The sequence below is a fragment of the Pseudomonas sp. CC120222-01a genome, from assembly GCF_003097235.1.
Lineage (GTDB): Bacteria > Pseudomonadota > Gammaproteobacteria > Pseudomonadales > Pseudomonadaceae > Aquipseudomonas.
In genome coordinates, this window is sequence record NZ_QEQQ01000001.1 from 62,074 (window position 1) to 84,960 (window position 22,887).

Consider the following 22,887-nt stretch of genomic DNA (forward strand, 5'->3'; position numbering starts at 1 on the left):
CCTCGATATCGAAGGGAACAAACAAGGCGGTCCCTGTTGACTTCATAGGAGTGCTTGGCCCGAAACAGATGTGGGAGCGGGCTTGCCCGCGATGCGCCGCGCGGGCGGCGCTCGATCTCACAGGCGCCACACAACCCAAGTCAGGAACCAGCCTCACGCATCCCTCAGCAAGTCATGCGCGTCCAGCAAGCGGAACGCCACCTGCGGATTGCGCTCCAGGCCCCGGCGGATCGCGGCCGGGATCGACTGGCGGGTCTTGCGGCACAGCCCCGGCTGGTCGTCTAGTTCGATGACGATGCCGCGCATGGTGCGCACTTCGTTGAAACCGGGGCTGATGTGCACGCGGATGCCGAGGTTTTCGTACAGCCGATGCTGCAGACGCTGCAGGTCTTCGAGGTCCTTGAGGTTTTCCAGGCGTTCGAGCAGGCGCTTTTCTTCCTGGCGGGTGAGCAGGAGGATGCGCTGGGCCGCTGGCGGGTGTTCGGCCAGGTGTTCGCGGCCGCAGTCACAGGCGCCGGGGGGGCACGGTTGGCGAAGAGGGGGTGGCATGCTCATGGAGCAAGCATAGCTTCACCGGCCCGTTCTCAGTAAACGCTTCAGAAAAACTTTCCTGACAGGATAAAAAATTTCACAAACCGCTGGACCCCGCCCCCTCGCTTCGCCTATAAATCGCCCAAGGGAAATTTATATTCCCATCAAGAAACACCACTTCGCCCGCCGCGAAGCCTTTTTTGCCCTTGTGCCAGACCTGCCCCACTCCATCACGAGGCCTATCCGACATGCACCCCGCTCCCGATCACTTCATCCTGCGCGTCAGTTGCCCGGCCGTGTCCGGCATCGTCGCGGCGGTGACCACCTACCTGGCCGAGCACGGTTGCTACATCAGCGAGATGGCGCAGTTCGACGACGAGGACAATGGCCGCTTCTTCATGCGTGCGGTGTTCCGCTACAACACCGGCGTGCAGGGTGACACGCCGCAGCTGGAAGCTGGTTTCGCCGATGTCGCCCAGCGTTTCGACATGGACTGGAGCCTGCACAGCAGCGCCCGGCCACTGCGCGTACTGCTGATGGTCAGCAAGTTCGACCACTGCCTGGCCGACCTGCTCTACCGCCATGCCAAGGGCGAACTGGACATGCAGATCACCGCCGTGGTCTCCAACCACCTCGACCTGCGGCCAATGGCCGAGCGCCAGGGCATCCGCTTCGTCTACCTGCCGGTGACCAAGGAGACCAAAGCCGAGCAGGAAGCCGCACTGATGCGCATCGTCGAGGACACTGGCACCGAACTGGTGGTGCTGGCGCGCTACATGCAGATCCTCTCCGACGACCTGTGCCGCCAGCTGTCGGGCCGGGCGATCAACATCCACCACTCGTTCCTGCCCGGCTTCAAGGGCGCCAAGCCTTATCACCAGGCCTACCAGCGTGGCGTCAAGCTGATCGGCGCCACCGCCCACTACGTCACCAGCGACCTCGACGAGGGCCCGATCATCGAGCAGGAAGTGCAGCGCGTGGACCACGCCTACGCCCCCGACGACCTGGTGGCGATCGGCCGCGACACCGAGACCATCGCCCTGTCCCGCGCCGTCAAGTACCACCTCGAACACCGAGTGTTCCTCAACCACGACCGCACGGTGATCTTCAAATGAACGCCATCCCCAGCATCAAGCTGATCGACGGCAAGGCCACTGCGGCGCGGGTGCTGGCCGAGGTTCGCGAGCAGGTGCAGACTTTGCGCCAGGGCGGCGTGCAGCCGGGCCTGGCGGTGGTACTGGTCGGGGCCGACGCGGCCAGCCAGGTGTACGTACGCAACAAGGTGCTGCGTGCCGAGGAAGTGGGCATCCGCTCGCTGGAGCATCGCCTGCCGGCCGACACCACCCAGGCGCAACTGCTGACCCTGATCGACCGGCTCAACCGTGACAGCGAGGTCAACGGCATCCTCGTGCAGTTGCCGCTGCCCGAGCATGTCGACGAGCACCGCATTCTCCAGGCGATCAGCCCGCTGAAGGACGTGGACGGTTTCCACAGCGAAAACGTCGGTGGCCTGGCCCAGGGGCGCGATGTGCTCACGCCCTGCACCCCCAGCGGCTGCATGCGCCTGCTGCGCGATGCCTGCGGCGAGTTGCGCGGCAAGCATGCGGTGGTGGTCGGCCGCTCGAACATCGTCGGCAAACCCATGGCCGCACTGCTGCTGCAGGCCGACTGCACGGTGACCGTGGTGCATTCACGCAGTCGCGATCTGCCGGTGCTGTGCCGCCAGGCCGACATCCTTGTCGCCGCAGTGGGCAAGCCGAAGCTGATCGGCGCCGAGTGGCTCAAGCCCGGTGCGGTGGTGATCGATGTTGGCATCAACCGCATCGAGGAAGGCGGTCACAGCCGCCTGGTCGGCGATGTCGATTTCGCTGCCGCCCTGCCCCAGGTCGCTGCCATCACCCCGGTGCCCGGCGGCGTCGGCCCGATGACCATCGCCTACCTGATGAAAAACACCCTGCTCGCCCTCGACCTGCAGCAACAGGCCGCCCACCAGGAGCGCACCCCATGCCTTTCGCCCTGCTGAAATACGGCCTGAGCGCCGACTACCCGGTGGAGGTCGACCTGCCGCCACCGTGCGAACTCAAGCCGCGCTATGACGTGGTGATCATCGGCGGCGGCGGCCACGGCCTGGCCATCGCCTATTACCTGGCCAAGTACCACGGCGTGACCAACGTCGCCGTGCTGGAAAAGGCCTACCTGGGCGGTGGCAACACGGCGCGTAACACCGCCGTGATCCGCTCCAACTACCTCACCTCCGAGGGCGTGCGCTTCTACGCCGAATCGGTGCGGATGTTCCAGAACCTGTCCAATGAGTTCGACTTCAACATCATGTACTCCGAGCGCGGCCAGCTGACCCTGGCGCACACCGACGCCACGGTGCGTGCCTTCCGACAGCGCGCCGAGGTCAACAAGCACTTTGGTGGTCGCACTGAAATGATCGACCGCCAACAGATCCGCGAGCTGGTGCCGAGCCTGAACCTCGACCCCGGCCACCTGCCGGTGCTGGCCGGCCTCTGGCACATCGATGGCGCCACCGCGCGCCACGACGCGGTGGCCTGGGGCTACGCCAAGCAGGCTGCCAAGCGCGGCGTTGAAATCCACCAGCTGACCGAGGTGCAGGACCTGCTGATCCGCAATGGCCGCATCGAAGCAGTCAAGACCAACCGTGGCACCGTGCAGTGTGGCTGCGTGGTGCAGGCAGTGGCCGGGGCCAGTTCGCAGCTGTTGGCCAAGGCCGGCATCCGTGCGCCGATCCACACCTACCCGCTGCAAGCCATGGTCACCCAGCCATTCAAGCCGTTCCTCGACCCGCTGGTGAGTTCTTCGGCGCTGCACTGCTACGTGCAACAGACCAGCCGTGGCGAGATCGTCTTCGGTGGCGGCTCCGACCCGTACCCGCTGTACAACACCCGCTCCACTCTCGACCTCAAGGAAAGCCTGCTGGCCCATGCCATCGAGATGTTCCCGTTCATGGCCAACGCCAAGCTGATGCGCCAGTGGGCCGGGATGACCGACATGACCCCGGACTACAGCCCGATCATGGGCCTGTCGCCGGTCGACAACTACTACCTCGACGCCGGCTGGGGCACCTGGGGCTTCAAGGCCACGCCGATCTGCGGCAAGACCATGGCCGAGCTGGTCGCCAGCGGCGGCAAGGTGCCGGCGATGATCGCGCCGTTCGCCCTGGAGCGCTTCAGCCGCTTCCAGCAAGTCAACGAAATGGGCGCCACCGCAGCCAGCCACTAGGAGCACACGACGATGAAAATCCTGACCTGCCCCTTGAACGGCCCGCGCAACATCAGCGAGTTCACCTACGGCGGCGAGTTCAAGCACATGCCCGACCCGGCCAGCTGCACGGATGCCGAGTGGGCCGACTATGTGTTCAACAGCGACAACCTGGCCGGCGTGGTCATCGAGTGGTGGCTGCACAACGCCTCGAGCTACTGGTTCCTCGCCGAGCGCCACACCGTCAGCGACCAGGTGCTGCGCACCTTCGACCCGAAAGAGTTGTTCGACCGTCGCGTCGACTTCACCCCCGCCGCCACCCCGGAGATCGCCGGATGAACAGCCTCACTCGCCTCCCCGCGCCCATGGGCCTGCTGATCGACCGCGAGCGGCCCCTGCGTTTCGAATTCGACGGCCAGGCCTGCCCGGGCTATGCCGGTGACACCCTTGCCAGTGCCCTGCTCGGCAACGGCCGCTGGCTGCTGTCGCGCTCGTTCAAATATCACCGCCCACGTGGCCCGTTGAGCATGGCCGGGCAGGACGCCAACACCCTGGTGCAGCTCCCTGAAGAGCCCAATGTGCTGGCCGACATGGAGGCTGCCCGTGACGGCCTGGTGGTCACCGGGCAGAACTTCAACGGCAGCCTGGAACACGACCGCGACGCCTACCTGGGCAAGTTCTCGCGCTTCATGCCGGTGGGCTTCTACTACCGCTCGTTCTACAAGCCCAAGGGCATGTGGAAGGTGTGGGAGCCGCTGATCCGCAAAAAGGCCGGCCTCGGCGTGCTCGACCTCGGCTTCAAGCCGCAGTACTACGACAAGGCCTATCTGTTTGTCGACCTGGCGGTGATCGGCGCCGGCCCGGCCGGCCTGCGCGCCGCGCTGGACGCGGCCAATGCCGGGGCCAAGGTGCTGCTGATCGAGCAACAACCGGTGCTCGGCGGCTCGCTGACCTACGCCCGCTTCGACATCGCCGGCACCCGCGCCGCCAGCCTGCGCCAGGAACTGCTGGCGGCCGTCGAAGGCCACCCGAACATCCAGGTGCTGTGCGAGGCCACCTGCAATGGCTGGTTCACCGACAACTACCTGCCGGTGATCCAGCACAAGCGCCTGTACAAGGTACGCGCCACCCGCTGCCTGGTAGCCGCGGGGTCATTCGACCAGCCAGTGGTGTTCCGCAACAACGACCTGCCCGGGGTGATGCTCACCAGCGCCGCGCAGCGGCTGATGAAATTGTATGCAGTCAAGCCGGGACAACGTGCAGTGATTCTCACCGGCCACGATGACGGCTACCTGGCCGCGCTCGACCTGCAGGAGCAAGGCGTGGCCGTCGCCGCCCTGGTCGACATGCGCGCCGCGCCCGCCGATGCCGCGTTGGCCAGCGAGCTGAAGCGTCGAGACATCCCCCTGCATCTGGGTAGCACCGTCTATGAAGCCCTGCACGAGGCGGGCATGCGCCATGTCACAGGCGCAGACATCCGCCCGATCACTGGCCAGGGCAAGGTTGGCGACCACGGCCTGCGCGTGGCCTGCGACCTGCTGTGCATGTCCGCCGGTTACATGCCGGTGTATCAGTTGCTGTGCCAGGCCGGTGGCAAGCTGGCCTATGACGTCAACCGTGACGAGTTCACCATCAGCCACCTGCCCGCCGGCCTGGACATCGCAGGCTCGGTGAATGGCCGGCACCGCCTGGACAACGTGCTCACCGACGCCAGCCGCAGCGCCGCCGAAGCCCTCGCGGCACTGGGCCTGCCAGCAGCAACGCCGTCGGCCTACGTTGCCGAGGCCAAGGTCAACTTCCCCTGGCCAATCTTCCCGCACCCCAAGGGCAAGGATTTCGTCGACTTCGACGAAGACCTGCAAGTGCGCGATATCGTCAACGCCACCCGCAGCGGCTACCGCGACGTGCAACTGGTCAAGCGCTTCTCCACGGTCGGCATGGGCCCGTCCCAGGGCCGCCACTCGGCGCTACCCACTGCACGCCTGGTGGCTCAGGCCACCGGCCGCAGCATCAGCGAAACTGGCGTGACTACCGCCCGCCCGCCGTTCCAGGCCGAGAAGCTGGCGCACGTCGCCGGCCGTGCGTTCGACCCGTACCGGCAGACGCCCATGCACCGCCGCCACCTGCAAGCAGGTGCGAAGATGATGCCGGCCGGCATCTGGCAGCGCCCGGCCTTTTACGGCAAACCAGAAGAACGCGAACGCTGCATGCAGGAAGAAGCCCGCCATGTGCGCGAGAAGGTCGGCCTGATCGACGTTTCCACCCTCGGCGGCCTGGACGTGCGCGGCCCCGACGCCGCCGAACTGCTGGAGCGCCTGTACACCTTCGGCTTCGCCAAGCTGGCCATCGGCCGCACCCGCTATGCGCTGATGACCAACGAGCACGGCGTGGTGATCGACGACGGCGTCTGCGCACGCCTGGCCGAGCAGCACTTCTATGTCACCGCCACCACCAGCGGCGTCGATCGCATCTACCAGCAGATGCTCAAGTGGAACGCACAGTGGCGGCTGGACGTGGACATCACCAACGTCACCGCCGCCCTGGCCGCGGTCAACCTGGCCGGGCCGCTGTCGCGCCAGGTGCTGGCCAAGGTGTGTGACGATGTCGAGCTGTCGGCCGAAGCGTTCCCCTACCTGGGGGTGCGCCTGGGTACGGTGGCCGGCATTCCGGCACGCATCCTGCGGGTCGGTTTCGTCGGCGAGCTGGGGTATGAAGTGCACGTGCCGGCGCGTCATGCCGAGCGCCTGTGGGACGCGTTGATGCAGGCCGGTGCCGGGCTGGGCATCCGCCCGTTCGGCGTCGAGACCCAGCGCCTGCTGCGTCTGGAAAAAGGCCACGTGATCATCAGCCAGGACACCGATGGCATGACCCACCCTGCGGAAATCGACATGCAGTGGGCGATCGGCCGCAAGAAGCCGTTCTTCGTCGGCAAGCGCTCGATCGAGATCCTCGAAGCGCAGCCGCTCAAGCGCAAGCTAGTCGGTTTCATCCTGCCCAAGGGCAGCCCGCAACCGCTGGAGGGCCACCTGGTGCTGGACGGCCCGGACATCAGCGGCAACGTCACCTCCTGCGAGTACTCGCAGACCCTCGGGCAGATCATCGGCCTGGCTTACGCCGGCGCCCATCAGGCGACGCCTGGCATGCACATCCCGATCCGCGTGGAAGGCGGTGTGATGGTCAATGCCAAGGTGGTGCAACTGCCCTTCCATGATCCCGACAACCTGCGCCAGGAGCTCTGAACCATGACCAGTTTGAACGCTGAAGCCTTCATTCCACGCAGCCCGCGGGCCGAGCTGTTGCACACCTGTGCGTTGACCGACCTGACCGAACTGGCGCGGGTCGGGTTTCGCGGTGGGGACAGTGCCGCCTACCTGGAGGAGCGCGGTTACCGGCTGCCTTCACTGCCCAACCAGGCCTTGCGCCAGGACGACGGCGGCTGGGTGGCGCGCCTGTCGGCCAGTGAGTATCTGTTGCTGGGCAGTTTTGCCGACCAGGGCGCACGGGTGGCTGCCGAAGAGGCTGCATGGGGGCAGGATGACCGGCGCAACTATCTGCTGCCGCGTCAGGACAGCCATGCCTGGTTGCAGTTGTCGGGGGCGTTTTGCAGTGCGGTGATGGCCAAGTTGTGCGGGGTCGATCTGCGGGCGCAAGCGTTTCCGCACGGTGCCGTGGCGCAGACGTCGGCGGCGCGGATCAATGTGATCGTGGTGAATGTCGGGAGCAACGAATTGCCAGCACTGCAATTGCTGTTCGACCGGGCCTCGCTGGCGTATTTCCAGGAGGCGGTGCTGGATGCCATGGATGAATTTGATGGCGGGTGGATTGGGGCGGATCAGTTAATGGTCTGAAATCCCTGGGGCCGCTGTGCGGCCCTTTCGCGACACAAGGCCGCTCCTACAAGGGAATGCGATCGCCTGTAGGAGCGGCCTTGTGTCGCGAAAGGGCTGCAAAGCAGCCCCAGCTTTACAACTGCACCAATCGCTCGCGCAGGAAGCTCACAAACCCCTGCACCGGCCGCGCCACCTGCCGGTGCTGCGGATACACCGCCGACAACTGCAACGCCGGCGTCACCCACTCATCCAGCACCGTCACCAAGCGCCCGTCCGCCAGCGCCTGCCCGACGATGAAAGTCGGCAGATAAGTCACCCCCATCCCGGCAATCGCCGCATCCCGCAGCATCTCGCCATTGTTCGCCCGCATCCGCCCGCTCACCTGAATGGCCTGGGTCTTGCCACCCTGCCTGAACTGCCACTGCACTTGCCGCGAATGCCCATAGGGCAGGCAGTCATGCTCGGCCAGTTGCTCAGGCTTTGTCGGCACGCCACGTACCTCAAGGTATGCCGGGCTTGCGCAATACACCCGCTCGACATCGGCAATGCGCCGAGCGATCAGGCTGGAGTCTTCCAACGCGCCAATGCGCAACGCCAGGTCGTAGCCCTCGCCGATCAGGTCTACGGCACGATCACTGAGGTCCACCTCCACATCCACCTGCGGATGCAACTGCAGAAACTCGGTCAGCAGACAGCCCAGGTGGGCCATGGCGAACGACAGCGGCGCACTCAGGCGCAGGGTGCCGCGCAAGGCCTGGGCCTGGCCGCTGATGTCGTGCTCCACCTGTTGCACCTCGCCCAGCAGGCGCAGCGCTGACTGATAGTAGTGCTGGCCCAGCGGCGTGGCGTCCAGCCGCCGGGTGGAGCGGTTGAGCAGGCGCACGCCGAGGCGCTCTTCAAGCTGCATCAGGCGGCGGCTGACCGATTGCTTGGACATACCCAGGCGGTCGGCAGCGGCGGTGAAGCTGCCGGCCTCCATGACCTGGGCAAAGATGCGCATATCTTCGTAGGGGTTCATTGTCTCGTTCTTGGTGACAGTCAAACGCTTTATAGCGGCTTTTTCCCGCCAATGCATCTCCTTAATCTACACACAGGTCGCAGCGATGGCCCTGAAGGCCAGGCAAGACGCCCATTACCAACACTTACCAAGAAAAGGATTCGCTCATGAACATTGTCCACAAAGCCCTCACCGCTTCCCTCCTCGCCCTGTCCGTGTCCAGCGCCTTCGCCGCTGGCAGCCCAGGCGTCGAACAGCACACTCAGGCCTTCCTCGAAGCGCTGGAGCAAGGGGGCGGCAAGCCGCTCGAACAGCTCAGCCCGAAAGACGCCCGCGCCGTACTGACCGGTGCCCAGGCTTCGGTGAAGGTCGACCTGTCCGGTATCGAGGTCAAGGAACGCACCATCCAGGCCAACGGCCAGTCGATCAAGCTGCAGGTGGTGCGCCCGGCCAATGTCAAAGGTGAGCTGCCAGTGTTCATGTTCTTCCACGGCGGCGGCTGGGTGCTCGGCGACTTCCCGACCCACCAGCGGCTGATCCGCGACCTGGTGGTCGGCTCCGGTGCGGTGGCGGTCTATGTGGACTACACGCCGTCGCCAGAGTCGCACTACCCGACGGCGATCAACCAGGCCTACGCCGCGACCCAGTGGGTGGCCGAGCACGGCAAGGAGATCGGTGTCGACGGCAAGCGCCTGGCCGTGGCCGGCAACAGCGTCGGCGGCAACATGGCGGCGGTGGTCGCACTCAAGGCCAAAGAGGCCGGCACCCCGGCCCTGCGCTTCCAGCTGCTGCTGTGGCCGGTGACCGATGCCAGCTTCGAGACGGCTTCGTACAAACAGTTCGCCGAGGGGCACTTCCTCACCACCGGGATGATGAAGTGGTTCTGGGAAAACTACACCACCGATGCCAAGGCACGGGCAGAGATCTACGCCTCGCCGCTGCGGGCCAGCAGTGAACAGTTGAAAGGCCTGCCACCGGCGCTGGTGCAGACGGCCGAGTTCGATGTGCTGCGCGATGAGGGTGAGGCGTATGCCCGCAAGCTGAATGCCGCCGGTGTGACGGTGACGTCGGTGCGCTACAACGGGATGATTCATGACTATGGCTTGCTCAATCCGTTGAGCCAGGTGCCGGCTGTAAAAGCGGCGATGCGTCAGGCAAGCACCGAACTTAAAGTGCATCTGCAGTGAGCCAATGAGTAAAAAGACCCGCCCAGGCGGGTCTTTTGCTTTTATTGAGGAGATGGCCCGCAAGCTTCAATGAAGTTGCCATCGGTGCGGCTATCTATGGCACCGTCCGCACCGATGTAGATATCGATGCGGGGCCACTTGGGTTTGACACGAATGCAGTGCCACTTTCCATTGTTGTTCCAATCGAGCTGCATGAAGAATTGGTCGTTCGGAAAGATATGCCCGGCGCCGCCAGTGGCTTGACCCGGATAAATCTCACCTTTTGATATGCTGTGCTGGACATTCAAGATATAGCCTAGACGCCCTTGGCCTTTGTCAGAAAAATGAAAACCCACCAAGGGTGTAGCGACATACCAAAAGATAATGGGCGTAAACATTATAACCAGTACCCACCGCCAGATATGCCGTTTCGGTTTAGTTGCAGATGTGGTCACGTATGCCATCCCCCCAATTTGAACGTGGCAATGCCAAGACTTCGGCCATGAGCATCCTTGCCGTAATCCCACCGTTTGGATGCAGCTGATACAGCTTCACGCCAAGACTGATAGCGACACGATCTCCGATGTCGTCCCAGGCCCGTAGCCCCTCTATATCCGCAGAGCGGTGAGGCCCTTCGTGTTTTTCCCACTCTTGAACTTTCCGAATGGAATCTGATGCAATTTGCTCAAGCCCAGCGCCATCCAAAAGAACACTTTCTGAAAGCCCCCCCGCCCGTCCTACATAGCCGTAGTGGATGTTCGACCAGATATCGTAGAAAAAGTCGACTTCACCTTGCTTATGCCACACCCCGCCGAACCGTTGTGCAATCAAAACCTTGTGATCCCAAGGCCTGTTCTGACCCACCCGCTCTGCCCAAAGCGCCATCGCGGCAGCAGTGTTTCCAACCATCACTGCTTGAAAGTCAGGTGGTAACAGACGTGCGTACCAAGGGAGCTTTTGAAATTTTGCATGTTCCTCTATCGCGTCAAAACTGGTCAGCTTCTTCATTTTCACCACGGATGGGTGTGTGAGGTTGCGGTTCATCTCTTCGGCGATGTAGCTGGCCACTTGCTCCATCATGTCCGGGTGTTTGCAGGTGGCAGACTGCGGTGTCATTCCTGCTGGTGGAGTTTTGATGGGCGAAATGAAGCCAGCTTGACCTGATGTTGCTGCCTGGCTCGCCTGCTGTGTCGCCGAGGTGCGTGCCGCTGGGCCAGTTCCACTGTTGGCCATGACCCGGTTACTGCCGCTCGGGCAACCGCACGCCACCAGCGAACCATCCACCGCGACAGGTTTAGCATCTGAAATGAAGCCCTCGTTGCCCTCGACAACGGTGCCTTCTTTGCCACACATCGGACAGGCCGTGGTCGGATCGGCACAGCGCAGCACCATGCGCCCTTCGCTGGTATAGCCGGCTCCGGTCGCTAGACAGACCGCGCCTGTAGTGGTCTTGTCCCCGTCGACTGCCTGACCTTTGCCATCGATCGTTACGCTTCGCATGGGTTCGCTTCCTGAAGTTGGAAAAACCCGAAAACTAACAGCAGAAAATCCCCCGAAACCGCACTAACTGGAATCAAGAGCAGACCTACAAGCACTGAAGGAATATCTGTCAGAACCGTCCGACAGTAGTCATCTAAAACGAGACAGTAATACTCATCCAAGCTAGTTTTTAGGCTTAAAAACTGACAGTAAGATTCTCCCATCAACAGCCGACAGTCCTTCCGATCCCGGCAATCAAGGAGAATTCATCATGCTCACCGTCCGTAACGCCCAAGACCGCGGCCTGGCCTTCCATGGCTGGCTGAAATCCTTCCACACCTTCTCCTTCGGCCACTACCGCAACCCTGACGAGCAAGGTTTTTCCGACCTGCTGGTGATCAACGACGACCGCGTCATCCCTGGCAAGGGCTTTGGCCAGCACCCGCACCGCGATATGGAAATCTTCTCCTACGTGCTCGAAGGCGCGCTGGAGCACAAGGACACCCTGGGTACCGGCTCGGTGATCCGCCCAGGTGACGTGCAGCTAATGAGCGCCGGGCATGGTGTAGCGCACAGCGAGTTCAACCACAGTCAGGCGCAGCCGGTGCACTTCCTGCAGATCTGGATCGTGCCCAATGTGAAAGGAGCGACGCCGCGTTATCAGCAGCAGCACTTCAGTGCCGAGGAGAAGCGCGGCAAATTGCGCCTGATCATCTCGCCGGATGGTGCCGACGGGTCATTGCAGGTGCGGCAGAACGCGCGGGTGTATGCCGGGTTGTTCGATGGCGCGGAGCGCGCGACGCTGAGCTTGCCGGAGAACCGCCATGCCTATGTGCATGTGGCTCGCGGCAGCATCGAGCTCAATGGCCAGGTGCTGAACGAGGGGGATGGGGTGCGGGTAAGGCAGGAACAGGTGCTGGAGCTGGGCAATGGGGTGGATGCCGAAGTGCTGGTGTTCGACCTGCGGCCCCATGAGTTGCCTGGCATGCCATAAGCAGGACCGGCCTCTTCGCGGGTAAACCCGCGAAGAGGCCATCAGCAACTACTCAAGATTCGAAACCTTCTACGATGATAACTTCAGCCTTCGCCACCCCTTGGCGATGGCTGCACGCCTCCTGATACAACTCCGACCGGTAGCACGCCACCGCCTGCTCATACGAATCGAACTCGATCACCACGCTACGCTGTGGAGTGGGCCGCCCCTCCATCGCCTCGCTGCGCCCGCCGCGGGCCAGGAAGCGGCCGCCGTATGCCTTGAAGGCAGCGGGAGCGCGCTGGGTGTACTGCTGGTACTGCTCGGGGTCGGTCACGTCGACGTGGGCGATCCAATAGGCCTTCATCCGCTGCTCTCCTGTTACAACGATATTTGTGTATGATGGTATACCATAAAAATCACCCCACCACAGTGAGCGTGCAACATGGCTTTCAACACCATCGAGGAACTTCTCGAGGATTACCGGCAAGGCAAGATGGTCCTGCTGGTGGACGACGAGGACCGGGAAAACGAAGGCGACCTGCTGATCGCCGCCGAGCGCTGTGACGCCCAGGCCATCAACTTCATGGCCCGCGAAGCGCGCGGGCTGATCTGCCTGACCCTGACCGACGACCACTGCCAGCGCCTGGGCCTTGAGCAGATGGTACCGGCCAACGGCAGCGTGTTCAGCACCGCCTTCACCGTGTCGATCGAAGCCGCCAGCGGCGTCACCACCGGCATTTCCGCCGCCGACCGGGCGCGCACCGTGGCTGCGGCCATGGCGCCCGATGCCCGCCCCGAAGACCTGGTGCAGCCTGGCCACATCTTCCCCCTGCGCGCCCGCGAAGGCGGCGTGCTGACCCGTGCCGGGCACACCGAAGCCGGTTGCGACCTGGCCCGCCTGGCCGGCTTCACCCCGGCCTCGGTGATCGTCGAGGTGCTCAACGATGACGGCACCATGGCCCGCCGCCCGGACCTGGAAGTGTTCGCTGCGCAGCACGGCATCAAGATCGGCACCATCGCCGACCTGATCCACTACCGCCTGAGCACCGAACAAACCATCAAGCGCATCGGCGAGCGCGAACTGCCGACCGTGCACGGCACGTTCCGCCTGGTGACCTACGAGGACCGCATCGAAGGCGGCGTGCACATGGCCATGGTCATGGGCGATATCCGCCGTGAGCAGCCGACCCTGGTGCGGGTGCACGTGATCGACCCGCTGCGCGACCTGGTGGGCGCCGAATACGCCGGCCCCGCCAACTGGACGCTGTGGGCTGCGCTGCAGAAAGTGGCCGAGGAAGGTGCCGGGGTGGTGGTGATCCTGGCCAACCACGAATCCTCACAAGCCTTGCTCGAACGCGTACCGCAGCTCACTCAGCCGGTGCGGCCTTATCAGCGTGGGCAGTCCAAGGTGTACTCGGAGGTCGGTACCGGGGCGCAGATTCTGCAGGACCTGGGCGTGGGCAAGCTGCGTCATCTGGGGCCGCCGCTGAAATATGCAGGCCTGGCCGGGTATGAGCTGGAAGTGGTGCAGAGCATCCCATTCGAGCCCGTTCCTCTGAGCTGACACCATTCCCCGTGTGGGAGCGGCCTTGTGTCGCGAAAGGGCCGCGAAGCGGCCCCGGCAATTTATTTGTTGACGCTGAGATCCTGGGGCCGCTTTGCGGCCCTTTCGCGACACAAGGCCGCTCCCACAAAAAAGCAGACTGCGGTGGCCTGAAGAAGGCGGAGTGATGGCCGGTAGCCTCATTCCTCTTGCCAAAAGTTTGGAATACCATAATATGATATCCCGTAGACCTTGAATCTGCAGGCCGGCACCTACAATTACAAACGGCCACCAGACACTTTGTTTTAGCTGCTCCCCGAATACTGTTGGCGGGCGCACCAGAAGCCCCGCCTCGAATAACAAAAGCAACGAGGGCGTAACCATGCTGTTGAGCAAACGTGTAACCGCAGTGCTGTCCGCCAGCCTGCTGACCCTGGCCTGTCAGGCCGCCCAGGCTGCTGACAGCCTGAACTTCGTCAGCTGGGGCGGTACCACCCAGGACGCCCAGAAAGAAGCATGGGCCATCCCCTTCACAAAAAGCACCGACATCAAAGTCGTCCAGGACGGCCCGACCGACTACGGCAAGCTCAAGGCCATGGTCGAGAGCGGCAACGTGCAATGGGACGTGGTCGATGTCGAAGCCGACTTCGCCCTGCGCGCCGCCAGCGAAGGCCTGCTCGAACCCCTCGATTTCAACCAGATCAAACGCGACAAGATCGACCCGCGTTTCGTCTCCGACCACGGCGTCGGCTCGTTCTTCTTCTCCTTCGTGCTCGGCTACAACGAAGGCAAGCTCGGTGCCAACAAGCCGGTCGACTGGACTGCGCTGTTCGACACCAAGACCTATCCAGGCAAACGCGCCCTGTATAAATGGCCGAGCCCCGGCGTGCTGGAACTGGCCCTGCTGGCCGACGGCGTAGCGCCAAAGGACCTCTACCCGCTGGACCTGGACCGCGCCTTCAAGAAGCTCGACACCATCAAGAAAGACATCGTCTGGTGGGGCGGTGGTGCCCAGTCGCAGCAGCTGCTGGCCTCGGGTGAAGCGTCGCTCGGCCAGTTCTGGAACGGCCGCGTCTATGCCCTGCAGCAAGACGGTGCACCGGTGGGCGTGAGCTGGAAGCAGAACCTGGTCATGGCCGATTTCCTGGTCATCCCGAAAGGCTCGAAGAACAAGGACGCGGCCATGAAGTTCCTGGCCAATGCCAGCAGTGCCGAAGGCCAGGCCGCGTTCGCCAACAAGACCGCCTATGCCCCGGTGAACGTCGACAGCGTGGCCAAGCTCGACAAAGACCTCGCCCCGAACCTGCCGACCGCCTACGCCCAGGACCAGGTCACCCTGGACTTCGCCTACTGGGCGAAAAACGGCCAGGCCATCGCCGCCCGCTGGAATGAGTGGTTGGTCAAATGAAAGTCGCCATCAACGCCCTGCAGAACGCGCAAGGTGCCCCCACGGGCACCGGCGCCCCGGGAACGGCCCCTCGCCGCGTGAGCCTCGGCCAGCGCTGGAAAGGCAGCCGCAACCTGCTGCCGGCCCTGCTGTTCCTCGGCCTGTTCTTCTTCGCCCCGCTGGTCGGCCTGTTGCTGCGCGGGGTGCTGGAGCCAACGCCAGGGCTGGGCAACTACGAGCAGCTGTTCGCCAACTCGGCCTATGCACGGGTGCTGTTCAACACCTTCTCGGTGGCCGGCGTGGTCACCCTGATCAGCGTGCTGCTGGGCTTCCCGCTGGCCTGGGCGATCACCCTGGTACCCAAGGGCTGGGGCCGCTGGCTGCTGAACATCGTGCTGCTGTCGATGTGGACCAGCCTGCTGGCGCGCACCTACTCGTGGCTGGTGCTGCTGCAGAGCTCGGGGGTGATCAACAAGGCGTTGATGGCCATGGGCATCATCGACACCCCGCTGGAGATGGTGCACAACCTCACTGGCGTGGTGATCGGCATGAGCTACATCATGATCCCGTTCATCGTGCTGCCGCTGCAGGCGACCATGCACGCCATCGACCCGATGGTGCTGCAGGCAGGCTCGATCTGCGGCGCCAGCCCCTGGACCAACTTCTGGAAGGTGTTCCTGCCGCTGTGCCGCTCGGGGCTGTTCTCCGGGGCGCTGATGGTGTTCGTGATGTCGCTCGGTTACTACGTCACCCCGGCGCTGCTCGGTGGTGCGCAGAACATGATGCTGCCTGAGTTCATCATCCAGCAGGTGCAGTCGTTCCTCAACTGGGGCCTGGCCAGCGCCGCCGCCGCACTGTTGGTGGTGATCACCCTGGTGCTCTTCTACCTGTACCTGAAGCTGCAGCCGGAATCCCCGGTTGGCAACGCGAGGTAAACCGCCATGCTCCTGTCTCCCAATGCCATGGGCCGCCCGCTGCGCACGGGCCTGTACCTGACCACCGGGGTCATCGCGGCCTTCCTGCTGCTGCCGGTGGTGTTCATCGTGCTGTTGTCGTTCGGCTCATCCCAGTGGCTGGTGTTCCCGCCACCGGGCTGGACCTTCAAGTGGTACGGCCAGTTCTTCTCCAACCCGGAGTGGATGGATGCCGCCCTGGCCAGCCTCAAGGTTGCCGTGCTGACCACCATCGCTGCCGTGCTGCTGGGCCTGCCCACCGCCTTCGCCCTGGTGCGTGGCCGCTTCCCGGGCCGCGAAATGCTCTACGGGCTGTTCACCATGCCGATGATCGTGCCGCTGGTGATCATCGCCGTGGCGGTGTACGCGCTGTTCCTCAAGCTCGGTTACACCGGCACGCTGTTCGCCTTCGTGGTCAGCCATGTGATCGTCGCCCTGCCCTTCACCATCATCTCGATCATCAACTCGCTGAAGCTGTTCGACCAGTCGATCGAAGACGCCGCGGTGATCTGTGGCGCCTCGCGCCTGCAGGCGATCTTCAAGGTGACCTTTCCGGCGATTCGCCCGGGCATGATCGCCGGTGGCCTGTTCGCCTTCCTGGTGTCGTGGGACGAGGTGGTGCTGAGCGTGATGATGGCCAGCCCAGACCTGCAGACCCTGCCGGTGAAGATGTGGACCACCCTGCGCCAGGACCTGAGCCCGGTGATCGCCGTGGCCTCGACCCTGCTGATCGGCCTGTCGCTGCTTGTCATGTTCATTGCCGCCGCCTTGCGCCGGCGCACCGAAGTCAACGCCTGAGCGTGCGGAGAAAACAACAATGAGTGCAGTCATCAAAGACAACGCCCACGGCAAGACCCTGGTCAGCCTGCGTGGCCTGAACAAGCACTACGGCGACTTCACCGCCGTCGACAACCTCGACCTGGAGATCCAGGACGGCGAGTTCCTGACCTTCCTCGGCTCCAGCGGCTCGGGCAAGTCCACCACGCTGTCGATGCTGGCCGGCTTCGAAACGCCGAGCAGCGGCGAGATCCTGGTCGAGGGCCAGTCGCTGGTGAATGTGCCGCCGCACAAGCGTGACATCGGCATGGTGTTCCAGCGCTACTCGCTGTTCCCGCACCTGAACGTGCGTGACAACATCGGCTTCCCGCTGGCCATCCGCAAGCTCAGCGCCAGCGAGACCACCAAGCGCGTCGATGCCATGCTCAAGCTGGTACAGCTGGAGAAGTTCGCCCACCGCAAGCCGTCGCAGATGTCCGGCGGCCAGCAACAGCGCGTGGCGATTGCCCGGGCGCTGGTGTACGAGCCACGCATCCTGCTGATGGACGAACCGCTGGGTGCGCTGGACAAGAAACTGCGTGAAGACCTGCAGGACGAACTGCGCCAGCTGCACCGCCGGCTGGGCATCACCATCGTCTACGTGACCCACGACCAGGAAGAGGCCATGCGCCTGTCCCAGCGCATCGCCATCTTCAGCCATGGCAAGATCGTTGGCCTGGGTACCGGTTACGACCTTTATCAGAACCCGCCGAATGCCTTTGTCGCGTCGTTCCTGGGCAACTCCAACTTCCTGCGGATCAAAGCCAGCAGCAACGGTGCGGGCAGCTTCGAAGGCCAGCCAGTGGCGATTCGCCTGACCCCGGGCCTCAGCGCGCAGCAGGATGCACTGATCATGGTGCGGCCGGAAAAAGCCCTGGCCCTGACTGCCGAACAGGCCGCACGCGAGCCATTGCCTGCGGGCTGGAACGAGGTCAGTGCCAAGGTCGGTGAAGTGCTGTTCCTGGGTGAGAGCCAGACCTGCCACGTGGTGACAGCGGGCGGTACCGAGCTGACGGTGAAGGCGCTGTCTGCCGCCGGGATGCCGATGCAGCCAGGGGATAGCGTGAAAGTACGCTGGGCGGTGGCGGATGCCTGCATCTACACCGAGTGGGCTGAGAGCGACCTGAGCAAGTCGGCCGGGGCGCATTGATCCCGGCTGGTTAGTGGCGGTGCCGGCCTCTTCGCGGGTGAACCCGCTCCCACAGGGACTGCACAAGGTTTGAATACTGTGCCGTGCCTGTGGGAGCGGGTTCACCCGCGAAGAGGCCCTAACAGTCAACCCGGAATCTGAAACCTGTCGGCAAAGTATTCCCGGAAAAACTCCACCGCCACCCGCACCTTGGCCGACCCGGCCAGCGGCGCGGTATACACGGCCCAGATATCGGCACTCTGCCGGTACCCCTCCAGCACCTGCACCAGCCGGCCATCCGCCAGGTTGTCGTGCACATCCCACCACGACCGCAGCACGATCCCGCGCCCGTCCAGGCACCACTGGTGCACCACTTCGCCATGGTTGCTCGACAACGCGCCGGTAACCCGCACACTCTCCTCGCCAGCAGGCCCCTCAAGGTGCCAGACCCCGAAAGGATGGTCGCGCTCCTTGATCACCAGGCAGTCATGGCTGGCCAGCTCCGCCAGGCTCTTCGGCGTGCCGCGCCGGGCAAGGTAATCCGGCGCCGCACACAGCACCCGCCAGTTGCGCGCCAGTCGCTTGGCGATGAGGTTCGGGGCAATCTGGTCACCCACGCGGATATCCAGGTCGACGCCCTCGGCCACCAGATCCACCAGGCGGTCATGCACGTCCAGGCGTATGTCCAGCCGTGGGTAACGCGCCGCCAGTTCCGACAACGCCGGCGCCACCATCCGCCGGCCCAGGCCCAGGCTGCTGGCGATACGCAACTGCCCGGCCGGCTCTCGCTGGCCGGCGTCCAGGTCATCCCCCATGCGCTGCAGCGCTTCGAAAATCTGCTGCGCCCACTGATAGACCCGCTCGCCCTCCTCGCTCACCGTCACCCGCCGGGTGGTGCGGTGCAGCAAGCGCACGCCCAGGTCCTCTTCCAGCAGGCGGATGCGCTTGCTGACGAACGCCGCCGACATGCCACGGGCTTCGGCCACCGCCGCAAAGCTTGCACGGCGGGCTACCTGAAGAAAGATATCGAGGTCGTCGAGGCTTGGCAGATTATTCACGATACGTACACCAAGAATGCATGATCCAACTAATTATCAATGAAGTGAACACTTATAGCATGGCCAACATCAGTTACCCAGACACAAGGTGTGGCCATGACCAAAACCAAGACTTTCAAGATTGCCGCCATCCCCGGTGACGGCATCGGCAATGAAGTGCTCCCGGAAGGTATCCGCGTGCTCGAAGCCGCCGCCCGCAAGCATGGCCTGGACCTGCAATTCGAGTTTTTCGAATGGGCCAGCTGCGACTATTACCTGGCCCACGGCAAGATGATGCCGGACGACTGGTTCGACCAGCTCAAGGGCTTCGACGCCCTGTACTTCGGTGCCGTCGGCTGGCCCGACAAGGTGCCTGACCACATCTCCCTGTGGGGCTCGCTGCTCAAGTTCCGCCGCGACTTCGACCAGTACGTGAACATCCGCCCGGTGCGCCTGTTCCCCGGCGTGCCGTGCCCGCTGGCCGGCAAGCAGCCTGGCGACATCGACTTCGTGGTGGTACGGGAAAACACCGAAGGCGAATACTCGTCGCTGGGTGGGCGCATGTTCGAAGGCACCGCCAACGAATTCGTCCTGCAGGAGTCGGTGTTCACCCGCCGTGGCGTCGACCGCATCCTCGAATACGCGTTCGAACTCGCCCACAACCGCCCGCGCCAGCATGTGACCTCGGCCACCAAGTCCAACGGCATGGCCGTGAGCATGCCCTACTGGGACGAGCGCACCGCCGCGGTGGCCGCGCACTACCCGGAGATCACCTGGGACAAGCAGCACATCGACATCCTTTGCGCACGCTTTGTGCTGCAACCGGAGCGCTTCGACGTGGTGGTGGCCTCCAACCTGTTCGGCGACATCCTCTCCGACCTCGGGCCAGCCTGCACCGGCACCATCGGCATCGCGCCGTCGGCCAACCTTAACCCCGAGCGCAAGTTCCCGTCGCTGTTCGAGCCGGTGCATGGCTCGGCGCCGGACATCTTCGGCAAGAACATCGCCAACCCGATCGGCATGATCTGGTCGGGTGCGCTGATGCTCGAATTCCTTGGCAAGGAAACCGCAGACGCCCGTTATCAGGCCGCACACGATGAAATCCTGCTGGCCATCGAAGCCGTCATTGCCAGCGGTGCGACCACGCCTGACATGGGCGGCAGCCGCTCGACCCAGGCGGTCGGCCAGGCCATCGTCGATGCACTGAGTGCCGCCTGACTGTCACATTTCGGTCACGCCACCGTCGTAATCTGCCGGGCAACTCTATGCCAAAGGTTGCCCGGCATGCGCCGCCTGCTGCTCCTGCTGCTCCCCCTGCTGACCCTGACGGCCCAGGCCGACCCTGCGCAGTTGCGCGTGCAGGGCTCCAACACTATTGGCGCGGCACTGCTGCCGGCATTGGTGCAAGCGCAGCTGCGCGCGCAGCAGGCGACGGACATCGAGCAACTGCCTGGGGCGGTGGCCAACGAAACCGTGATCAAGGCCCGCGATGCGCATGGCCAACCCTTGCGTATCGACATTGCCGCCCACGGCTCGAGCACCGGTTTTGCCGCCCTCGGCCAGGGCCAGGCAGACCTGGCGGCGGCCTCGCGTCCCATCAGCGATGCCGAAGTGAACCAGCTCAAGGCCCTGGGCGACCTGCGCTCAGCCAGTGCCGAACAGGTCATCGGCCTGGATGGTGTGGCCGTCATCGTTCACCCTGACAACCCGCTGCCGCAACTGACCACCCAGCAACTGGCGCAGATCTTCTCCGGGCAGATCCAGCGCTGGGAGCAACTGGGCGTGGCGGGTGGCGCCATTCACCTGTATGCCCGCGATGATCGCTCCGGGACCTATGAAACCTTCAAGGCACTGGTACTGGAACCGCACCATGGCGCGCTGGCCAGGCAGGCGCAGCGTTTCGAGTCCAGCGAATTACTGGCCGAGCGGGTCGGCGCTGATCGTCACGCCATCGGTTTCAGCAGCCTGGCAGCGGTGCACGGGGCCAAGGTGCTGGCGGTGGCCGAGGGCGATGCACCGGCCATGCTGCCTGACCGCACACTGGTCGCCAGTGAGGACTACCCGCTGTCGCGGCGGCTGTACTTCTACCTGCCAGCCAATGCTAAACCCCAGGCCCGGGCGCTGGCCGACTTCGCCCAGTCCCCGGCCGGCCAGGCCATTGTCGCCGAACAGGGCTTCGTCTCGCAGCAGGTCAAGGCGCAACCGGTAGCGGCGCAGGCCGACATGCCGCCGCGCTATCGCAGCCTGGCCCAGCAGGCGCAACGCTTGAGCGTCAATTTCCGCTTCCAGGAAGGCAGCGCCAGCCTCGACAACAAGGCCCTGCGCGATGTGCAGCGGGTTGCCGAATACCTGCGCCAGGCCGGCAAGCTGCAAAGCAAGGCGGTGCTGGTAGGTTTCGGCGACCCTAAGGAAACGCCCGGCCGTGCAGCGTTGCTGTCGCGCTTGCGGGCCCAGGCCGTACGCCGCGAACTGGCACGGGGTGGCGTCGAGGTGCTGGAAGTGACCGGCATGGGCGACGAGTTGCCGATCGCCGGCAATGACATGGAGCAAGGCCGCTTGCGTAACCGTCGTGTTGAAGTCTGGGTGTACTGACAGGCAAAGAAATGTAACAGCTCACCATTCGGCATCCCTGGCAAACGGGTCTAGGCTCAAGCTCATGTGATACCGGGCCCCTCTGACGGCTGCCAAGCCGTGATGTCGGATCACTGTTGCGATCTTCACCTGGCAACGTCGACATTCAAGGAGGGGCTCATGACAGCTCTGCAGACATTCCTCACCTCCCCGTTTCTTGGCACCAGCACCTGGTTATGGCTGGTATTCATGGCCATCGTCATCGGTTTGCTGGTGCTCGACCTGGGGGTGCTGCACCGCCAGGACCGCGAAATCGAAATGCGCGAGAGCCTGCTGCTGTATTCGGGCTATTTCAGCGTCGGCGTGCTGTTTGGCCTGTGGGTCTGGCATGAGCTGGGCGCGCAGTCGGCACTGGAGTTCTACACCGGGTTCCTGGTCGAACAGTCGCTGTCGATGGACAACGTGTTCGTCATGGCGATGATCTTTGGCTTCTTCGCCATCCCCCGCCGTTACCAGCACCGCGTACTGTTCTGGGGCATTCTTGGCGTGGTGTTCCTGCGTGCGATCATGATCGGCGTGGGGGCGGCGCTGGTGCAGAACTTCGCCTGGGTGCTCTACATCTTCGGCGCCTTCCTGCTGTTCACCGGGGTGAAGATGGCCCTGTCGAAGGAGGACAGCCACCCGGACCTGGCCAATAACCCGATCTTGAAATTCGTCCGCCGTCACATGCGTGTGACCGACCAGATCCACGGCTCGCACTTCTTCGTGCGCCTGACGCCACCCGGCGAAAGCAGGGCACTGCGCTATGCCACACCGCTGTTCCTGGCCTTGGTGCTGATCGAACTGGCCGACCTGGTGTTCGCCGTCGACAGCGTGCCGGCGATCTTCGCTATCACCCAGGACCCGTTCATCGTCTACACCTCGAATATCTTCGCCATCCTCGGTTTGCGCTCGCTGTACTTTGCCTTGTCGGCGCTGATGCACCGGTTCGTCTACCTCAAGTACGCGCTGGCGCTGGTGCTGATCTTCATTGGCTGCAAGATCTTCTACCACGGCATGGTGGGCAAGGTGCCGGCGTTGCTGTCGTTGGGGGTGACGTTCGGGTTGTTGCTGGGTGGGGTGGTGGTTTCGCTGATCAAGACGCGGGGGGAGAAGGTGGTGGGTGGTGCTGAGTTGGAACGGGAACTGGATGGGAAGGAAAAAACCAGAAAAAAAGAAGAGGACCCGCAGTTGCGAGTCTGAGTTGC

22 protein-coding genes are annotated in these 22,887 nt (G+C 63.7%); 16 read left to right on the plus strand and 6 right to left on the minus strand.

All coding sequences use genetic code 11. The features are described 5' to 3' along the window. Positions 1-153: 153 nt before the first annotated feature. Positions 154-555, minus strand: coding sequence for a hypothetical protein (locus N430_RS00360; protein ID WP_110632306.1), 402 nt, complete (start codon positions 553-555; stop codon positions 154-156). Between the two features lie 224 nt (positions 556-779). On the opposite strand from N430_RS00360, the gene purU reads away from it, so the two are divergent. From purU to N430_RS00390, 6 genes are read left to right on the plus strand one after another with little or no spacing between them, the layout of a single operon-like run. Further along, positions 780-1,646 (plus strand): formyltetrahydrofolate deformylase, encoded by an 867-nt coding sequence (purU, locus tag N430_RS00365; RefSeq protein ID WP_110632303.1) that lies wholly within the window; start codon positions 780-782, stop codon positions 1,644-1,646. After that, on the plus strand, positions 1,643-2,554 hold the full coding sequence (gene folD / locus N430_RS00370) for a bifunctional methylenetetrahydrofolate dehydrogenase/methenyltetrahydrofolate cyclohydrolase FolD (protein ID WP_110632300.1): 912 nt from the start codon (positions 1,643-1,645) through the stop codon (positions 2,552-2,554). Before purU ends, folD begins: the two co-directional genes overlap by 4 nt. Then, positions 2,536-3,777 (plus strand): FAD-dependent oxidoreductase, encoded by a 1,242-nt coding sequence (locus tag N430_RS00375; RefSeq protein ID WP_110632297.1) that lies wholly within the window; start codon positions 2,536-2,538, stop codon positions 3,775-3,777. The genes folD and N430_RS00375 overlap by 19 nt, the downstream gene beginning before the upstream one ends. 12 nt (positions 3,778-3,789) lie before the next feature. Then, positions 3,790-4,095: a sarcosine oxidase subunit delta gene (locus N430_RS00380; RefSeq protein WP_110632294.1), complete on the plus strand. Its 306-nt coding sequence runs from the start codon at positions 3,790-3,792 to the stop codon at positions 4,093-4,095. Then, positions 4,092-6,995, plus strand: coding sequence for a 2Fe-2S iron-sulfur cluster-binding protein (locus N430_RS00385; protein WP_110632291.1), 2,904 nt, complete (start codon positions 4,092-4,094; stop codon positions 6,993-6,995). Before N430_RS00380 ends, N430_RS00385 begins: the two co-directional genes overlap by 4 nt. A gap of 3 nt (positions 6,996-6,998) precedes the next feature. Continuing rightward, a complete protein-coding gene (locus N430_RS00390; RefSeq protein WP_110632288.1) occupies positions 6,999-7,604 on the plus strand; it encodes a sarcosine oxidase in 606 nt (201 codons plus the stop codon). Between the two features lie 115 nt (positions 7,605-7,719). Here N430_RS00390 and N430_RS00395 read toward each other — a convergent pair whose 3' ends face one another. After that, the gene (locus N430_RS00395) at positions 7,720-8,604 is read right to left on the minus strand and encodes a LysR family transcriptional regulator (protein ID WP_110632284.1); all 885 of its coding nucleotides are present in this window, start codon (positions 8,602-8,604) and stop codon (positions 7,720-7,722) included. Between the two features lie 146 nt (positions 8,605-8,750). Between N430_RS00395 and N430_RS00400 the strand changes: the two genes are divergently transcribed. Continuing rightward, positions 8,751-9,770 carry an alpha/beta hydrolase gene (locus N430_RS00400; protein WP_110632281.1) on the plus strand — a complete coding sequence of 340 codons (1,020 nt, stop codon included), beginning with the start codon at positions 8,751-8,753 and terminating at the stop codon, positions 9,768-9,770. 41 nt (positions 9,771-9,811) lie between these two features. On the opposite strand, the gene N430_RS00405 is transcribed toward N430_RS00400, so the two are convergent. Further along, positions 9,812-10,204 (minus strand): hypothetical protein, encoded by a 393-nt coding sequence (locus N430_RS00405; RefSeq protein WP_256591958.1) that lies wholly within the window; start codon positions 10,202-10,204, stop codon positions 9,812-9,814. Then, positions 10,185-11,249, minus strand: a complete 1,065-nt coding sequence (locus tag N430_RS00410; protein ID WP_110632274.1) for a polymorphic toxin type 44 domain-containing protein — start codon at positions 11,247-11,249, stop codon at positions 10,185-10,187. The genes N430_RS00405 and N430_RS00410 overlap by 20 nt, the downstream gene beginning before the upstream one ends. A gap of 250 nt (positions 11,250-11,499) precedes the next feature. Here N430_RS00410 and N430_RS00415 point away from each other — a divergent pair, with 250 nt between their 5' ends. Continuing rightward, positions 11,500-12,222: a pirin family protein gene (locus tag N430_RS00415; RefSeq protein ID WP_110632271.1), complete on the plus strand. Its 723-nt coding sequence runs from the start codon at positions 11,500-11,502 to the stop codon at positions 12,220-12,222. 52 nt (positions 12,223-12,274) lie between these two features. Here the strand turns inward: N430_RS00415 and N430_RS00420 are convergent, their stop codons facing one another. Then, positions 12,275-12,568 (minus strand): DUF1330 domain-containing protein, encoded by a 294-nt coding sequence (locus tag N430_RS00420; protein ID WP_110632268.1) that lies wholly within the window; start codon positions 12,566-12,568, stop codon positions 12,275-12,277. 78 nt (positions 12,569-12,646) lie between these two features. On the opposite strand from N430_RS00420, the gene ribBA reads away from it, so the two are divergent. The 5 genes from ribBA to N430_RS00445 all read left to right on the plus strand — a co-directional run bounded on the left by ribBA (position 12,647) and on the right by N430_RS00445 (position 18,053). Beyond that, positions 12,647-13,768, plus strand: a complete 1,122-nt coding sequence (gene ribBA / locus N430_RS00425) for a bifunctional 3,4-dihydroxy-2-butanone-4-phosphate synthase/GTP cyclohydrolase II (protein WP_110632263.1) — start codon at positions 12,647-12,649, stop codon at positions 13,766-13,768. A gap of 361 nt (positions 13,769-14,129) precedes the next feature. Continuing rightward, the gene (locus tag N430_RS00430; RefSeq protein WP_110632259.1) at positions 14,130-15,155 is read left to right on the plus strand and encodes an ABC transporter substrate-binding protein; all 1,026 of its coding nucleotides are present in this window, start codon (positions 14,130-14,132) and stop codon (positions 15,153-15,155) included. Continuing rightward, the gene (locus N430_RS00435) at positions 15,152-16,069 is read left to right on the plus strand and encodes an ABC transporter permease (protein ID WP_110632256.1); all 918 of its coding nucleotides are present in this window, start codon (positions 15,152-15,154) and stop codon (positions 16,067-16,069) included. The genes N430_RS00430 and N430_RS00435 overlap by 4 nt, the downstream gene beginning before the upstream one ends. 6 nt (positions 16,070-16,075) lie before the next feature. Next, positions 16,076-16,885, plus strand: coding sequence for an ABC transporter permease (locus tag N430_RS00440; protein ID WP_027919924.1), 810 nt, complete (start codon positions 16,076-16,078; stop codon positions 16,883-16,885). A 19-nt stretch (positions 16,886-16,904) separates the two neighbouring features. After that, positions 16,905-18,053, plus strand: coding sequence for an ABC transporter ATP-binding protein (locus tag N430_RS00445; protein WP_110632253.1), 1,149 nt, complete (start codon positions 16,905-16,907; stop codon positions 18,051-18,053). Between the two features lie 125 nt (positions 18,054-18,178). Here N430_RS00445 and N430_RS00450 read toward each other — a convergent pair whose 3' ends face one another. Next, positions 18,179-19,090, minus strand: coding sequence for a LysR substrate-binding domain-containing protein (locus N430_RS00450; protein WP_110632252.1), 912 nt, complete (start codon positions 19,088-19,090; stop codon positions 18,179-18,181). A 96-nt stretch (positions 19,091-19,186) separates the two neighbouring features. On the opposite strand from N430_RS00450, the gene N430_RS00455 reads away from it, so the two are divergent. The 3 genes from N430_RS00455 (at position 19,187) to N430_RS00465 (ending at position 22,882) form a co-directional block, all read left to right on the plus strand. Next, positions 19,187-20,287 carry a tartrate dehydrogenase gene (locus N430_RS00455; RefSeq protein WP_110632249.1) on the plus strand — a complete coding sequence of 367 codons (1,101 nt, stop codon included), beginning with the start codon at positions 19,187-19,189 and terminating at the stop codon, positions 20,285-20,287. Positions 20,288-20,353: 66 nt separating this feature from the next. Beyond that, positions 20,354-21,661, plus strand: coding sequence for a substrate-binding domain-containing protein (locus tag N430_RS00460; protein WP_110632245.1), 1,308 nt, complete (start codon positions 20,354-20,356; stop codon positions 21,659-21,661). 159 nt (positions 21,662-21,820) lie between these two features. Then, positions 21,821-22,882, plus strand: a complete 1,062-nt coding sequence (locus N430_RS00465; protein ID WP_110632242.1) for a TerC family protein — start codon at positions 21,821-21,823, stop codon at positions 22,880-22,882. Positions 22,883-22,887: the final 5 nt, after the last annotated feature.

Excerpts from the sequence above, each read along its gene's own strand:
- folD (WP_110632300.1), top strand. The coding sequence starts at position 1,643 with ATGAACGCCATCCCCAGCATCAAGCTGATCGACGGCAAGGCCACTGCG.
- ribBA (WP_110632263.1), top strand. The coding sequence starts at position 12,647 with ATGGCTTTCAACACCATCGAGGAACTTCTCGAGGATTACCGGCAAGGC.
- N430_RS00420 (WP_110632268.1), bottom strand. The coding sequence starts at position 12,568 with ATGAAGGCCTATTGGATCGCCCACGTCGACGTGACCGACCCCGAGCAG.
- N430_RS00440 (WP_027919924.1), top strand. The coding sequence starts at position 16,076 with ATGCTCCTGTCTCCCAATGCCATGGGCCGCCCGCTGCGCACGGGCCTG.
- N430_RS00430 (WP_110632259.1), top strand. The coding sequence starts at position 14,130 with ATGCTGTTGAGCAAACGTGTAACCGCAGTGCTGTCCGCCAGCCTGCTG.
- N430_RS00410 (WP_110632274.1), bottom strand. The coding sequence starts at position 11,249 with ATGCGAAGCGTAACGATCGATGGCAAAGGTCAGGCAGTCGACGGGGAC.
- N430_RS00460 (WP_110632245.1), top strand. The coding sequence starts at position 20,354 with ATGCGCCGCCTGCTGCTCCTGCTGCTCCCCCTGCTGACCCTGACGGCC.
- N430_RS00400 (WP_110632281.1), top strand. The coding sequence starts at position 8,751 with ATGAACATTGTCCACAAAGCCCTCACCGCTTCCCTCCTCGCCCTGTCC.
- N430_RS00395 (WP_110632284.1), bottom strand. The coding sequence starts at position 8,604 with ATGAACCCCTACGAAGATATGCGCATCTTTGCCCAGGTCATGGAGGCC.
- purU (WP_110632303.1), top strand. The coding sequence starts at position 780 with ATGCACCCCGCTCCCGATCACTTCATCCTGCGCGTCAGTTGCCCGGCC.
- N430_RS00385 (WP_110632291.1), top strand. The coding sequence starts at position 4,092 with ATGAACAGCCTCACTCGCCTCCCCGCGCCCATGGGCCTGCTGATCGAC.
- N430_RS00465 (WP_110632242.1), top strand. The coding sequence starts at position 21,821 with ATGACAGCTCTGCAGACATTCCTCACCTCCCCGTTTCTTGGCACCAGC.
- N430_RS00445 (WP_110632253.1), top strand. The coding sequence starts at position 16,905 with ATGAGTGCAGTCATCAAAGACAACGCCCACGGCAAGACCCTGGTCAGC.
- N430_RS00390 (WP_110632288.1), top strand. The coding sequence starts at position 6,999 with ATGACCAGTTTGAACGCTGAAGCCTTCATTCCACGCAGCCCGCGGGCC.
- N430_RS00415 (WP_110632271.1), top strand. The coding sequence starts at position 11,500 with ATGCTCACCGTCCGTAACGCCCAAGACCGCGGCCTGGCCTTCCATGGC.
- N430_RS00360 (WP_110632306.1), bottom strand. The coding sequence starts at position 555 with ATGAGCATGCCACCCCCTCTTCGCCAACCGTGCCCCCCCGGCGCCTGT.
- N430_RS00435 (WP_110632256.1), top strand. The coding sequence starts at position 15,152 with ATGAAAGTCGCCATCAACGCCCTGCAGAACGCGCAAGGTGCCCCCACG.
- N430_RS00380 (WP_110632294.1), top strand. The coding sequence starts at position 3,790 with ATGAAAATCCTGACCTGCCCCTTGAACGGCCCGCGCAACATCAGCGAG.
- N430_RS00455 (WP_110632249.1), top strand. The coding sequence starts at position 19,187 with ATGACCAAAACCAAGACTTTCAAGATTGCCGCCATCCCCGGTGACGGC.
- N430_RS00375 (WP_110632297.1), top strand. The coding sequence starts at position 2,536 with ATGCCTTTCGCCCTGCTGAAATACGGCCTGAGCGCCGACTACCCGGTG.